Here is a 13,222-nt window from a genome sequence, read left to right as displayed (position 1 = left end):
GTGGAGCGGAGCGATACCCATGCGGACAGAGCTGATGGGTATCGCAAGCTCCACCCATCCTACGAACTGGATGAGCAGGTGGCGGGACACGGCCTGGGACTTGGCATCGTGCGCGACATCGTCGAATCCTGGAATGGCCGTCTTAGCCTTCAGGAAAGCCCGCTGGGAGGCTTGCGGGTGCGTATCGAGCTCCCGGCAACAACGGCATCGTAGGGTGCGCTTTTTCTGTGGGGGCGATTTCAATCGCGAAGCGGACCGAAGGTGCGCCCTTCAACCTCGATGGGGCAGCTGCGCTGCCCTTGGCGAATGAATTCGCCCCCACATGCATTTTCAGCGCAGCCAGCGAGATACGCGTTGCAGCACGAGCTGACGGCGCGTCTCCCAGTCACCCTCGACCACTTCATATCGCTGGCCGGTTCTCTCCAGCCAGCTGCGGCAATCCTCAAAGAAGGCCATGCGCTCCGCCAGGTCCGGCTGGCAGCGTTGGCCATCGTCTACCCATTCCACCTGCTGGGGGCTCAGCAGCAGATGCAGGTCATAACGGCGCGCCAGCAGTTCGCGCTCCAGCCAGTCTGGGCAGTCGTTGAACAGCTTGCGGCTCCAGAGGATGTTGCTGAGCAGATGCGTATCGAGGATCAGCAGGGGCGGCGCTTCGGAACGGGCCTGGTCTTCCCATTCGAGCTGGCCACGGGCGATGGCCGGAATGTCGGCGTAGCAGGTGTCGCGCTGCTCGCGATCGATGAAATGACGGACGTACTCGCCCACCAGCAGGCCGCCGAATTCGGCCTGGATCGCCGCCGCCAGCCAACTCTTGCCGCTGGATTCAGGCCCTGTCAGCACCAGTACCTTCATGCAGCAGCCGGCTCAAGCTCACGCCGCCAAGTACGCCAACCCTGCACGGCCAGCAGGGTGAAGAGCCCGTAGAGCGCGGCAGTGAGATACAGCTCCTTGCTGAGGAACAACCCCACGAACAGCACGTCCACCACTATCCAGAGCAGCCAGCACTCCAGGCGTTTGTGCGCCATCCAGAACTGGGCCACCAGGCTGAAGGCAGTGAGCGCAGCGTCCCACCAGGGCGCGGCGGCATCGGTCCAGTTCGCCATGGCGTAGCCCAGCGCAAGGCTGCCGAGGGCGCCCGCCAGCAGGCCAAGACCCAGTGATTTCACGCTCAGGCGGCTGACCTGGCGGCCATCGTGCTGGGCGCCACCCCGAGTCCATTGCCACCAGCCGTACAACTGCAGGCCGGCGTAGACCAGTTGCAGGAGCATGTCCGAGTACAGCTTCACTTCGAAGAAGATCCAGCTGTACATCAGCACCATTACCAGGCCGATGGGCCAGCACCAGAGGTTCTGTCTGACGGTGAGCCAGACGGCCAGTACGCCCAGGCTGGCGGCGACGAGTTCGAGAGGGGACACCTTGCCGATTCCGTGTAGGAAAACCGCCGATTGTAGCGGCTCCCTCCGGTTTCGGCTGGATTGCGGTTACACGCGGAACTGACCCAGCAGGTGGTTCAGTTGCTCGGCCAGTTGCCCGAGACGCTGGCTGGCGCCGGTGGTCTGCTCGGCGGCGCTGGCGCTGTTGTGGGCGAGACCAGCGGCCTGGGTGACGTTCTGGTTGATGTCTTCCACCACGTGGGATTGCTGCAGCGTGGCGCTGGCGATGGAGGCGTTGAGACCGGTGAGGTTACGCAGCGCCTGGGCGATCTGCGCCAGGCTCTCACCGGCCTGGCTGGCCTGGTCCACTGTGGCGCGGGACGCCCGGCTGCTTTCGTCGATGACCTGGACTGCCGCCTCGGAGTTCTGCTGCAGGCGCTCGATCATGGTCTGGATTTCCGCCGTGGATTTCTGCGTGCGCTGGGCCAGCAGGCGGACTTCATCGGCCACCACCGCGAAACCGCGCCCCTGTTCGCCGGCGCGCGCGGCTTCTATGGCGGCGTTCAGTGCCAGCAGGTTGGTTTGCTCGGCAATGGAGCGGATCACTTCCAGCACGCTGCCGATCTGGGCGCTTTCCTGGGCCAGTGTCCGGATCACTTCCACCGCCTTGGTGATGGTGGAGGAGAGCTGGTCGATCTGCCGCAGGCTGCTGTCGATGTTGTCATGCCCCTGGCGCGCCTGCTCCTCGGCGTGGCGCACTTCGCTGGCGGCATGCTCGGCGTTCTTCGCCACGTCCTGCACGCCGTAGGTGACCTCGTTGATGGCGGTGGCCACCTGCTCCATCTGCAGGGATTGTTGCTCGCTCTGGCGCAGGCCTTGGCTGGCGATGCCGTCCAGGTTGCTGGCGGCCTGGTCGAGGGCGTTGGCGGCGTCCAGGGATTGGCGGATCACGCCGCGCAGCTTGCCGGTGAAGGCGTTGAAGTGACTGCCAAGGGCAGTGATCTCGTCACGGCCGTGGGTGTCCAGATTGCTGGTGAGGTCGCCTTCGCCGCTGGCGATGTTGGCCATGGCGGACACCACCTCGTCCAGCGGCCGGGTGATGCTGCGCGCGATGAGGATGACCAGCAAGGCCATGACGATGGCGATGGCCAGTCCCACCGCGGAGGCGCGAATGGCCTGAGCGCGGAACTCGGCCTGCATGTCGTCGATGTAGATGCCCGAGCCGATCACCCAGCCCCAGGGGGCGAACAGCTGGACGTAGGACACCTTGGGCACCGGGTCGCTGGCGCCCGGCTTGGGCCAGCGGTAGTGAACCAGGCCCGCGCCGTTTGCCTTGGCTACTTGCACCATCTCGTTGAACAGCGCTTTGCCGTCCGGGTCCTTGTAGCCGGAGAGGTCCTGTCCCTCCAGCTTGGCGTTGGTCGGATGCATGACCATGCGTGGGGTCAGGTCGTTGATCCAGAAGTAGTCGCCCTTGTCGTAGCGCAGCGCACGCACCGCCTGCATGGCCTGTTTCTGCGCCTCTTCGCGGGTCAGGGTGCCTGCGGATTCCTGGGCCTGGTAGTACTGCAGCACGCCGGCGGCGGTCTCGACCACGTGGCGCGTCTTCTGCTCCTTGCCCTGATAGAGGTCGTTGTAGATCTGCTGCAGCATCAGCACGCCGAGGGTGACCAGCATGAAAACCGCGACTATCAGGATCAGCCAGAGACGGCGGCTGATCGGCAGGTTGCGCAAGCTGTGCATGGGGCGGGAACTCCTGGTTTCTTGTTATTGACTGCGTGCCGGAAGCAGAGCAGGCCGGCTGGCCGTTTTCAATCAGCCTTTAGCCGCGATTTCCAGATGGCTCTCTGTTAGCATTTCGGCGCTTCGGGGCAAAGCTGAAGGCTCATTCGTCCCCGGAACCTGGTCGCTGGTGCTCGGCCTCATCGCCGAACGGCACGCTCGCAGCGCCTGCTACCTGCATATTCGTAACGAAAAGGCCGCCAGAAGAGCGCGCCTCAGGGGAGAGTTTCGATGGATTTGTGGACGGCCTTGCAGGCCATCATTCTGGGGGTTGTCGAGGGCCTGACGGAGTTCCTGCCGATCTCCAGTACCGGCCACCAGATCGTGGTCGCGGACCTGCTGGGCTTCACCGGTGAGCGGGCGATTGCCTTCAACATCATCATTCAGCTGGCGGCCATCCTCGCGGTGGTCTGGGAATACCGGCGGAAAATCCTCGACGTCGTAATCGGCCTGCCGACCCAGCGCAGCGCCCGGCGTTTCACCGTCAACCTGCTGGTGGCGTTCTTCCCGGCGGTGATCCTCGGCGTCGCCTTCTCCGACCTGATCCACCACTACCTGTTCAACCCCATTACCGTGGCGTCCGCCCTGGTGGTCGGCGGCGTAGTCATCCTCTGGGCGGAACAGCGCCAGCACCAGGTGCAGGCCGAAACCGTCGACGAAATGACCTGGAAGCACGCCCTCAAGGTTGGCTGCGCCCAGTGCCTGGCGCTAGTACCGGGTACTTCGCGCTCCGGTGCCACCATCATCGGCGGCCTGCTGTTCGGCCTCTCGCGCAAGGCGGCCACCGAGTTTTCCTTCTTCCTCGCCATGCCGACCATGGTCGGTGCTGCGGTCTACTCGGGCTACAAGTACCGCGACCTGTTCCAGCCGAGCGACCTGCCGGTGTTCGCCCTGGGTTCCGTGGTGTCGTTCGTCTTCGCCATGATCGCTGTGCGCAGCCTGCTGAAGTTCATCGGTAGCCACAGCTACGCGGCGTTCGCCTGGTATCGCATCGGCTTCGGCCTGCTGATCCTGGCGACCTGGCAGTTCGGCATGATCGACTGGTCCACCGCACAGGGTTGATCGCAGCGGTTGCCCTGAAGGCGCGCCATAGGGCGCGCCTTTTGCGTTTCAGGGGGCGGGAAATTCGAGGATGAAGCGCGTCCAACCGTTGGCGGATTCGCAGCGAATCTCACCGCCGTGGGCGCGCACGATGGAGCGGGTGATGGCCAGGCCCAGGCCGGCATGCTCGCGACCCTCGCGGCGCGCGGGGTCGGCGCGGAAGAAGCGATCGAACAGTCGCGGCAGCAATTCCGCGGGGACTTCCGGGCCGCTGTTGGCCACCGTCAGGCTGAGCCCGCGGGCATCGCTGGCCAGGTTCATTTCGATGCGTCCGCCTTCCGGGGTGAAGCGCAGGGCGTTGTCCAGCAGATTGGAAAGGGCACGGCGCAACATATCGCGGTCAGCGCTGAGCCGGGCTTCGCCACTGCGGCTCATGGTCACCTGGCGGTCCTCGGCCAGGGGGCTGAAGTAGTCCAGCAGGGTGTCCAGCTCGGCGGCCAGCGCCAAGGGCTCGCGACGGGTCGCCAGCAGGCCGTGCTCGGCCTTGGCCAGGAACAGCATGTCGCCGACCATCTGGGCCAGGCGCTGGAGCTCTTCCAGGTTGGAGTGGAGGGTTTCGCGATATTCGTCCATGCCGCGATCCTGGCTGAGGATCACCTGGGTCTGGGTCAGCAGGTTCGACAGCGGCGTACGCAACTCGTGGGCGATGTCGGCGGAGAAGGCGGAAAGCCGCTGGAAGGCGTCGTCCAGCCTGCCCAGCATCGCATTGAAGGCGCGCACCAGTTCCACCAGCTCCTGGGGGACCTGATCGTCGGCCAGGCGGGTGGTCAGGGAGCTGGCGGAAACCCCGGCGGCTACCTCGGCCATACGGTGCAAGGGGCGCAGGCCATTACGCGCAGCCCACGCGCCGAGCAGGGCGGTGGCCAGGGCGGAGAGCCCTACGGTGAGCCAGATCAGCCGCTGCATGCGTTCGAGAAAGTGCTGGTGATGGGTGATGTCCAGAGCCAGTGCCAGCCGTGGCGAAGCTGGGTCTTCCGGTCGCAGCGGCGCGCTCAGCACCCGGTAGTCGGTGCCATCCTGCTGCCAGTCATGGAGCCCATCACGAGCCGGCGCGCGTAGGCCGTCAGCACTGTTGAACCAGTAGCTGCCATCGCGGCTCTCCAGTCGCAGGGTGAGATCCGGGTGCAGGCGTAGTTCGGCTTGCAGGGCTTCCAGCCGAGGCGCCAGGGTGGCGGGACCGTCGACGCCGTTGACCAGGGCGCGGAAGGCTTCCAGGCGGATTTCCAGCAGTTGCTGGTCGAGTTCGATGAAGTGCGCTTCGCTGGCGCGGCTGAACAGCACCCCGGCGATCAGCGAGACGGCAGCGGTGCAGGCGGCGAACAGCAGGCCCAGGCGGGCGGTGAGGGAAAGTCCGCGCATCAGCCTTCGCGTGCCTCCAGCACGTAGCCCATGCCGCGCACGGTATGGATCAGCTTGGTGGGGAAATCGTCGTCCAGCTTTGCCCGCAGCCGGCGGACGGCCACTTCGATGACATTGGTTTCACTGTCGAAGTGCATGTCCCAGACCTCAGCTGCGATCAGCGTCTTGGGCAGCACTTCGCCATGGCGGCGCAGGAGGAATTCCAGCAGGGCGAATTCCTTGGTGGTGAGGTCGATGCGCTGGCCGCCGCGTTCGACCCGCCGACTCAACAGGTCGAGGTGCAGGTCGCCCAGGTCCAGACTGGTTTCCTGGGGGGCGCTGGCGCCACGGCGGAGGAGGGTGCGCACGCGGGCGAGGAGTTCGGCGAAGGCGAAGGGCTTGATCAGGTAGTCGTCGGCGCCCAGTTCCAGGCCATGGACGCGTTCTTCCACGGCGTCCCGCGCGGTCAGGAACAGCACCGGAACCTGCAGGCCGGCGTGGCGCAGGCTGCGCAGCACCTGCCAGCCGTCGAGGCCGGGGAGCATCACGTCGAGGATGATCAGGTCGTAGCCGCCGGCGAGCGCCAGGTCTCGACCTTCGAGGCCGTTGGTGGCGAGGTCCGCGGCCAGGCCGGCTTCGGTCATCCCCTGGCGCAGGAACTGGCCGGTCTTGGGTTCGTCTTCGACTATCAGTAACTTCATGGGTGGCTCATCGTTCGAATTGCTGCTTTATACCGCGCCGACAGGATGGGCTGGGCAAGCTGACAAAGTTGTAATGCAGCGGCGCCGTTGGTGCGGTGGATTTTTCAGCAGCCGGACAGCTGTATACAATTGCCCGATTTCCGCATTTTCAGGTCCACCCGCCCATGCATCATCCCGCCGAACAATCGCCGCTGGGCAAGTCCAGCGAGTACGTCAGCACTTATAGCCCGGAGCTGCTGTTCCCCATTTCCCGTGTGACCAAGTGGAGCGAGCTGGGGCTGACCGCTGCGACCTTGCCGTATCAGGGCGTGGACTTCTGGAACTGCTACGAGCTGTCCTGGCTGACGCCGTCCGGCAAGCCGGTGGTGGCGATCGGTGAATTCGCGATTCCGGCCGATTCGCCGAACATCATCGAGTCCAAGTCGTTCAAGCTCTACCTCAACTCGCTGAACCAGTCCGTCTACACCAGCGCTGCTGAGCTGGAGCAGGTGCTGGCGCGGGACCTTAGTGGGGCGGCTGGCGCTCCGGTTGCGGTGCGGGTGCGCAGCCTGGCGGAGGTGGAGGCCGAAGGCGTTGCGGCGTCTGCGGGCATCTGCATCGATGAACTTGAAGTAGCGATCAACCGTTATGAGCATCCGCAGCCTGAGCTGCTACGTGCCGACGACGGCCAGGTGGAGGAAGCACTTCACAGCCATCTGCTGAAGTCCAACTGCCCGGTTACCGGTCAGCCGGACTGGGGCACAGTGGTGGTGGAGTACCGCGGTGCGAAGCGCCTCGATCACGCCAGCTTCCTGGCCTACCTGATCAGCTTCCGCCAGCATGCTGACTTCCATGAGCAGTGCGTTGAGCGCATTTTCCTCGACCTCAAGCGCCTGCTGGAGCCGGAGCTGCTCAGCGTTCATGCCCGCTACGTCCGTCGCGGTGGCCTGGACATCAACCCCTACCGCAGCACCCACCCTGTCCAGCCGGACAATCGCCGCCTGGTACGGCAGTAACGAAAACCCCGACGTGAAGTCGGGGTTTTTTCTTGTGCTCGGCCTCAGATGCCCATGTTGGCAAGGCTCTGCATGATGTTCCGCAAGGTCCCGGCCAGGGTGGGGTGACGGGTTTCGAAGCGCTCGACGGCCAGGTTGACCCCATCCACCAGAGTGGCGTCCGGCGCCATGGCGGCATCCTGGGCCAGGCGCAGTTCGATTTCCTGCATCAACTCGATCAGCGATGCGCGTTCCTCCGCATCCAGCGGTGGTTCCTGGGCCAGCTGGTCGCGCAGTTGTTGCAGTTGCTGCTGCAGGCGTTCAGGCATGTCTTTCTCCCTATGCGAATGTCTCAGGAGTGGACCCGTTGAAGCATTCAAAGGTCCCTCATGCCTTAGAGATTAATCCAGCCTGGTCAGGCCTGCCTGATTCGGATCAAGCCTGAAACAAATGTACCGGGCTCAGGGCTTTTCGCCCTTCTCGCGGCGGTGGGCGAGGTCCGCCAGGCAGGGCGCCAGCTCGCCCAGATGGTCGATCACCGAATGGGCGCCCAGGCGGTAGAGTTCCAGGGTGGCGGCGGCGCGCAGGCGATCGCGTTCGCTGCCTTCCAGGGCGTGCCAGTCTGCTGGTGCAAGGCCGCACAGGGGGCCGCTGGCGGCGAGGCCAATGGTCCATAGGCCCGCATTCAGGCCGGCCTGCAGCAGGCGAGGGTTGGCACTGATCAGGACGCAACCTTCCAGGCGTGCAACGCCCAGCCCAGCCAGTGCCTGCCAGCAGCTGTCCGGCGCCGGCCAGGGGCGTGCGCCATTGATCTCGCTACCGCCTAGCCAGGCGGGTAGGGGAGTGGCGAGGCGCCAGTTGGCCGGGGTGGGGAGTTCGTCGAGCCAGGCGCAGGGCACCTGGGCGCCGCCCATCAGGTTGGCCAATTCTTCGAGGTCAGTGACGGCTTCGGCGTGTTCCCCGGCGGCATCCAGCAGTTGCTGCTGAAAGGCCTGGAACATTTCTTCGCTGGCGGAGCTGCCAAGGGCGTGGTCGAGGGCGGCGCGAGGGGGCCGGGCGGCGGCTTCGGCCAGTTGGGTAGTTGGGAGGTCCGGCAGCAATCGGCTCAGGGCCAGCGGCAGGGTTCGGGCACCGAAATCCACCAGGCAGCCGGAAAGGCCGAAGAGGATGGCGGTGAAGGCGGGCGGTTGGCTGTGGGGCATCTGCGTCGTCCTGACGAGGTCTGGCGCAGGCTAACCGCCCTGGATGACAGCGAGGTTACTGCCGCTTGCCAGCGCCCATGACCAGGCGCAGATCGTCCGGCACCGGTACGGAACTGTCGGTGGCGTGGTCGATCCATACCAGCTTGCAATGGCCTTCGCCATAGAGCGTCGCAGGGTCTTCCAGGGTGCTCAGGCGGTGCTCCACCACCAGGCTGCTATTGCCCACCGGGCCCGCACGGAGCTCGATGACCACGGTGGCGGGGTGCACCACGGGTTTGAGGTAGGTGTGCAAGGTCTGCAGCACCACGGGGCCTTGGGGCACGTTGTTCATGGCGATGCCGAGGCTCTCGAACCAGGCGACCCGGGCTTCTTCCAGGTACTGGATGTAGAGGGTGTTGTTGACGTGACCGTAGCTGTCCATATCGCCCCAGCGAACGGGGATGTGGGCAATATGAAGCAAGGTTTTTTCCGGCATGCTGGCTGTCCGCTATGCTACCCAGTGTGTGCGATGGCCTTATACTGCGCGCCTTTGATGGGGCGGCGGGCCGCCACACTACTTTTCTCAAGGAGAGTCTGCAATGCAATTGATCGGTGCTCGGTGGCTCGATCGTCTGGGTCGAGTTCTGGCCTGCGTCACCCTGGCGGTTCTGCCCGTCGCAGCGAACGCCGCGGAGGAAGACCCCTGGGAGGGCTTCAACCGTGCGATGTTCCGCTTCAACGACACCCTCGACACCTATGCGCTGAAACCCGTCGCCCAGGGCTACCAGGCGGTAACCCCGCAGTTCCTCGAAGACGGCGTCCACAATGTCTTCAGCAACATCGGCGACGTGGGTAACCTGGCCAACGACCTGTTCCAGGCCAAGTTCCACAATGCTGGCGTGGACACCAGCCGCCTGGTGTTCAACACCACCTTCGGCCTGCTGGGCTTCTTCGACGTGGCCACCCACATGGGGCTGCAGCGCAACGACGAAGATTTCGGCCAGACCCTGGGCTACTGGGGCGTGGACAGCGGTCCCTACCTGGTAATTCCGTTCCTCGGCCCGAGCACCGTGCGTGACGCCGGCGGCAAGGTCCCGGATTCCTTCCTGGAGCCTTACCCCTACATCGACCACGTGCCGACCCGCAACGTGACCCGTGCCGTCGATGTGGTGGACACCCGCGCCAGCTTGCTGTCGGCGGAGAAGCTGATTACCGGCGACAAGTACATCTTCATTCGCAACGCCTACCTGCAGAACCGCGAGTTCAAGGTGAAGGACGGCGAAGTGGAAGACGACTTCTAAGTCCGGCACTCTTTGCTGCGACATGAAAAAGGCGACCCCAGGGTCGCCTTTTTCGTTTCCGGCCATTGCCGCTAGCGCATGTCGAGAATGGCCAGCCCGAGCGTGTGGCGGCCGTTGCTGCCTTCGCCGATCCGCACCACTTCGGCATCGGCTTCCAGCCCCTTGAGGGCATTGTGCTCGGAAGGAATGAGCACGCGGACCCGGTCGCCCACCGCCAGCGCGATATCCACTTCGAGTTGCATGCCGCTGCTGGAGAGGTCTAGACAAAGGACGGGGTATTGCTGGCCAGCGTGTTCCAGGATGGCCTTGGTCTGTACCTGCATCCTGATGAAATCGCGCTTCTCGCTGTAGTGGCGGTCGTCCAGACTCACGCGCTGATCCTCTTGTCGTCGTGCGGGGTGGCCGAACCTCTTATAACTTCCGGCGATTTAGGGTGTAAAGGCAGAGTTCAGCGCGCGGCGCAAGCTTGAATCGCCCTGCGGATGGGAGTACCGTCTGCGCCGTAAAGCGAACCCCCGTACTCGTGCTCGGGCCTTAGGTCGGGTGCTACAACAACCCATCCCTGGCGCCGTTTGCCTGGATAATCCATGCACAATCCCAGTGCCAAGCTGCTGATTATTGATGACGACGAGGTAGTGCGCGCAAGCCTCGCGGCCTATCTGGAAGACAGTGGATTCAGCGTTCGGCAGGCCAGCAACGGCCTGCAAGGGCTGCAGGTTTTCGAGCAGGAGCGCCCGGATCTGGTGATCTGCGACCTGCGCATGCCTCAGGTCGATGGCCTGGAACTGATCCGTCGCATTTCCGAACTGGAAGCAGAAACCCCGGTAATCGTGGTCTCCGGCGCTGGCGTCATGAGCGACGCGGTCGAAGCCCTGCGCCTGGGTGCAGCCGACTACCTGATCAAGCCCCTGGAAGACCTGGCCGTTCTCGAGCACTCGGTGCGCCGCGCGCTCGACCGCTCGGCCCTGCGCCTTGAGAACCGTCGCTACCGGGAAAAGCTCGAAGCCGCCAACCGCGAACTGCAAGCCAGCCTGCACCTGCTGCAGGAGGACCAGAACGCCGGGCGCCAGGTGCAGATGAACATGCTGCCGGTGACGCCCTGGGAAGTGGATAGCCTGCGTTTCGCCCACCAGATCATCCCGTCTCTGTACCTTTCCGGTGACTTCGTCGACTACTTCCGCGTGGACGAGCGCCGGGTAGCGTTCTACCTGGCGGATGTGTCCGGGCACGGCGCGTCGTCGGCCTTCGTGACCGTGCTGCTCAAGTTCATGACTACGCGCCTGCTCTACGAGTCCCGGCGCAATGGCATGCTGCCCGAGTTCAAGCCTTCCGAGGTACTGGGGCATATCAACCGCGGCCTGATCAACACCAAGCTGGGCAAGCACGTGACCATGCTCGGTGGGGTGATAGACGAGGAAAGCGGCAAACTGACGTACAGCATCGGCGGGCATTTGCCCCTGCCGGTGCTCTATAGCGAGGGCAAGGCCTCCTACCTGACCGGTAAGGGGCTGCCGGTGGGGCTGTTCGAGGAGGCGAGCTATGATGACCAGATCATCGATTTGCCGTCGTCCTTCAGCCTGACCTTGCTCTCGGACGGGATCTTGGACCTTTTGCCCGGCGAGACCCTCAAAGATAAGGAAGCCGCACTGCCAAAGATGGTTTGTGAGGCAGGTGGCAGTCTGGATGGCTTGCGACAAGTATTTGGACTGGCCAGCCTGGGCGAGATGCCGGATGATATCGCCTTGCTGGTGTTGAGCAGGAACCTTGCATGAGTACCGGTAAAATCCAGTTTGCCGAGCAGGATGGGACCTTTGTCCTGAAGTTCGTCGGAGAAATCCGCCTGACCCTGTGTTCGGCCCTGGATGCGACCATTGAAAAGATCTTCTCGGCGCTGAATTTTTCGGCGATCGTGATTGACCTGACCGAAACCCAGAGTATCGACAGCACCACCCTCGGCCTGCTGGCCAAGCTGTCGATCCTTTCGCGGCAGAAGGTGGGCCTGTTGCCCACGGTAGTGACCACCCACCCCGATATCACCCGGCTGCTGCAGTCGATGGGATTCGATCAGGTGTTCAACATTGTCGGGAGACCGGTTCCCTGCCCGGAAAGCCTCGAGGACCTGCCGCCGCAGGATCAGACGGAGGAGGTCGTCCGCACCAAGGTGCTGGAGGCCCACCGCATCCTTATGGGACTCAACGAGTCCAATCGCGAAGCCTTCCACGATCTGGTCAGCGCTCTCGAGCGCAGCTGATTCGTCGATTTTCTCCGACGCATGAAAACGCGCGCAGCCCGCAAGGGCTGCGCGCGTTTGTGTTTCAGCGGCGCGAGGCGAGCAGGGCTTCCAGCTTTTCCTGGTCGCGAGCGAAGAGGCGGATGCCTTCGGCCAGCTTCTCTGTGCCCATGGCGTCTTCGTTTAGCTGCCAGCGGAACGCGGTTTCGTCCAGCACGACGCGGGCTTCGGCATCGCTGCCAGGGGCCAGGTTGCGTTCCAGCGCGCCCTGGTCGTCCGCCAGCTTCTGCAGCAGCTCGGGGCTGATGGTCAGCCGGTCACAGCCTGCAAGCGCTTCGATCTGCCCCAGGTTGCGGAAGCTCGCGCCCATTACCACCGTCCGGTAGCCATTAGCCTTGTAGTAGCGGTAGATGCGCGCAACGGACTGTACGCCCGGGTCTTCGGCGCCAACGTAATCGCGGCCTTCGGCCTTCTTGTACCAGTCGTAGATGCGGCCGACGAAGGGGGAGATCAGGAACACCCTGGCATCGGCGCAGGCAGCGGCCTGGGCGAAGTTGAACAGCAGCGTCAGGTTGGTCTGGACGCCCATGCGCTCCAGCTGTTCGGCCGCGCGGATGCCTTCCCAGGTGGAGGCGATCTTGATCAGCACGCGCTCACGACCGATGCCAGCTTCCTCGTAGAGGCCGATCAGGCGCTCAGCGCGGCGCAGGGTGGCGTCGGTGTCGAAGGACAGGCGGGCGTCCACTTCGGTGGAGATGCGCCCCGGAATCACCTTGAGGATCTCCTGGCCCACGGCCACACCGAAGCGGTCGCAAGCCAGGCCAAGGTCACTGCCGGCACCTGCCACCGCGCTGTCGAGCAATTCGGAATAGCGTGGCATGGCAGCGGCTTTCAGCAGCAGGGAAGGGTTGGTGGTGGCGTCGACCGGCTTCAGGCGGGCGATCGCGTCCAGGTCGCCGGTGTCGGCAACGACGGTGGTGTATTGCTTGAGTTGGTCCAGCTTGGAGGTCATGGCAAAACCTTGTCGTGGCGGATGATCTGACCTTACCCGAGCCGCGGGGGCTGCTCAACGGGGGCGTAAGGGCTTTTTTACAGGCCATCGGCCTGCCCATCTCAACAGACCCGGAAAAGGGGCATCCGGGTTCCGCGCGGAAAAAGATTTCGCATTTTTATTGCGGTTTTTTCGTGCTCGTCCGTCTACTTCTATGAGAGCCCGAAATTTATTCGGGAAACCGGCTGGT

The 13,222-nt window shown here is 64.0% G+C and carries 16 protein-coding genes; 6 read left to right on the top strand and 10 right to left on the bottom strand.

The genetic code is table 11. The annotated features are described in order from the left end of the window. Window positions 1-213, top strand: a 213-nt coding sequence (locus tag E8F06_RS17985) for an ATP-binding protein (protein WP_348532261.1), incomplete at its 5' end; no start/stop codon positions are given. A 117-nt stretch (window positions 214-330) separates the two neighbouring features. Here the strand turns inward: E8F06_RS17985 and E8F06_RS17980 are convergent. The 3 genes from E8F06_RS17980 to E8F06_RS17970 all read right to left on the bottom strand — a co-directional run bounded on the left by E8F06_RS17980 (window position 331) and on the right by E8F06_RS17970 (window position 3,116). Then, window positions 331-852, bottom strand: coding sequence for an AAA family ATPase (locus E8F06_RS17980; RefSeq protein WP_280369721.1), 522 nt, complete (start codon window positions 850-852; stop codon window positions 331-333). Next, complete coding sequence (gene pnuC / locus E8F06_RS17975; protein WP_280369720.1) at window positions 849-1,415, bottom strand: nicotinamide riboside transporter PnuC; 567 nt, start codon at window positions 1,413-1,415, stop codon at window positions 849-851. The genes E8F06_RS17980 and pnuC overlap by 4 nt, the downstream gene beginning before the upstream one ends. A gap of 66 nt (window positions 1,416-1,481) precedes the next feature. Then, window positions 1,482-3,116, bottom strand: coding sequence for a methyl-accepting chemotaxis protein (locus E8F06_RS17970; RefSeq protein WP_280369718.1), 1,635 nt, complete (start codon window positions 3,114-3,116; stop codon window positions 1,482-1,484). Window positions 3,117-3,386: 270 nt separating this feature from the next. On the opposite strand from E8F06_RS17970, the gene E8F06_RS17965 reads away from it, so the two are divergent. Next, a complete protein-coding gene (locus tag E8F06_RS17965) occupies window positions 3,387-4,217 on the top strand; it encodes an undecaprenyl-diphosphate phosphatase (protein WP_280369716.1) in 831 nt (276 codons plus the stop codon). 48 nt (window positions 4,218-4,265) lie between these two features. Here the strand turns inward: E8F06_RS17965 and E8F06_RS17960 are convergent, their stop codons facing one another. Together E8F06_RS17960 and E8F06_RS17955 are read right to left on the bottom strand one after the other, a co-directional pair. Beyond that, complete coding sequence (locus E8F06_RS17960; protein ID WP_280369714.1) at window positions 4,266-5,615, bottom strand: heavy metal sensor histidine kinase; 1,350 nt, start codon at window positions 5,613-5,615, stop codon at window positions 4,266-4,268. Then, the gene (locus E8F06_RS17955) at window positions 5,615-6,295 is read right to left on the bottom strand and encodes a heavy metal response regulator transcription factor (protein ID WP_280369713.1); all 681 of its coding nucleotides are present in this window, start codon (window positions 6,293-6,295) and stop codon (window positions 5,615-5,617) included. Before E8F06_RS17955 ends, E8F06_RS17960 begins: the two co-directional genes overlap by 1 nt. A 164-nt stretch (window positions 6,296-6,459) precedes the next feature. Here E8F06_RS17955 and queF point away from each other — a divergent pair, with 164 nt between their 5' ends. After that, the gene (gene queF, locus E8F06_RS17950; protein WP_280369711.1) at window positions 6,460-7,290 is read left to right on the top strand and encodes an NADPH-dependent 7-cyano-7-deazaguanine reductase QueF; all 831 of its coding nucleotides are present in this window, start codon (window positions 6,460-6,462) and stop codon (window positions 7,288-7,290) included. Between the two features lie 44 nt (window positions 7,291-7,334). Here queF and E8F06_RS17945 read toward each other — a convergent pair whose 3' ends face one another. The 3 genes from E8F06_RS17945 to E8F06_RS17935 all read right to left on the bottom strand — a co-directional run bounded on the left by E8F06_RS17945 (window position 7,335) and on the right by E8F06_RS17935 (window position 8,946). Continuing rightward, entirely contained in the window at window positions 7,335-7,598 is a 264-nt protein-coding gene (locus E8F06_RS17945; protein WP_151133121.1) for a DUF4404 family protein, read from the bottom strand. 132 nt (window positions 7,599-7,730) lie between these two features. Continuing rightward, a complete protein-coding gene (locus tag E8F06_RS17940) occupies window positions 7,731-8,471 on the bottom strand; it encodes an HAD family phosphatase (protein ID WP_280369709.1) in 741 nt (246 codons plus the stop codon). Window positions 8,472-8,526: 55 nt separating this feature from the next. After that, window positions 8,527-8,946, bottom strand: coding sequence for a thioesterase family protein (locus E8F06_RS17935; RefSeq protein WP_280369707.1), 420 nt, complete (start codon window positions 8,944-8,946; stop codon window positions 8,527-8,529). A 103-nt stretch (window positions 8,947-9,049) separates the two neighbouring features. On the opposite strand from E8F06_RS17935, the gene E8F06_RS17930 reads away from it, so the two are divergent. After that, the gene (locus tag E8F06_RS17930; RefSeq protein ID WP_280369705.1) at window positions 9,050-9,751 is read left to right on the top strand and encodes a VacJ family lipoprotein; all 702 of its coding nucleotides are present in this window, start codon (window positions 9,050-9,052) and stop codon (window positions 9,749-9,751) included. A gap of 71 nt (window positions 9,752-9,822) precedes the next feature. On the opposite strand, the gene E8F06_RS17925 is transcribed toward E8F06_RS17930, so the two are convergent. Further along, window positions 9,823-10,122, bottom strand: a complete 300-nt coding sequence (locus tag E8F06_RS17925; protein WP_280369703.1) for a PilZ domain-containing protein — start codon at window positions 10,120-10,122, stop codon at window positions 9,823-9,825. A gap of 216 nt (window positions 10,123-10,338) precedes the next feature. Between E8F06_RS17925 and rssB the strand changes: the two genes are divergently transcribed. Both rssB and rssC read left to right on the top strand, forming a co-directional pair. Beyond that, window positions 10,339-11,523: a two-component system response regulator RssB gene (gene rssB, locus E8F06_RS17920; RefSeq protein WP_280369702.1), complete on the top strand. Its 1,185-nt coding sequence runs from the start codon at window positions 10,339-10,341 to the stop codon at window positions 11,521-11,523. After that, on the top strand, window positions 11,520-12,002 hold the full coding sequence (gene rssC, locus E8F06_RS17915) for an anti-sigma factor antagonist RssC (RefSeq protein WP_044874184.1): 483 nt from the start codon (window positions 11,520-11,522) through the stop codon (window positions 12,000-12,002). The genes rssB and rssC overlap by 4 nt, the downstream gene beginning before the upstream one ends. A 64-nt stretch (window positions 12,003-12,066) precedes the next feature. Here rssC and tal read toward each other — a convergent pair whose 3' ends face one another. Beyond that, window positions 12,067-12,993, bottom strand: coding sequence for a transaldolase (gene tal, locus E8F06_RS17910; protein WP_280369699.1), 927 nt, complete (start codon window positions 12,991-12,993; stop codon window positions 12,067-12,069). Window positions 12,994-13,222: the final 229 nt, after the last annotated feature.

The organism is Pseudomonas sp. BN411 (assembly GCF_029871235.1).
GTDB lineage: Bacteria > Pseudomonadota > Gammaproteobacteria > Pseudomonadales > Pseudomonadaceae > Metapseudomonas.
This window is presented reverse-complemented; position numbering and strand designations above follow the sequence as displayed.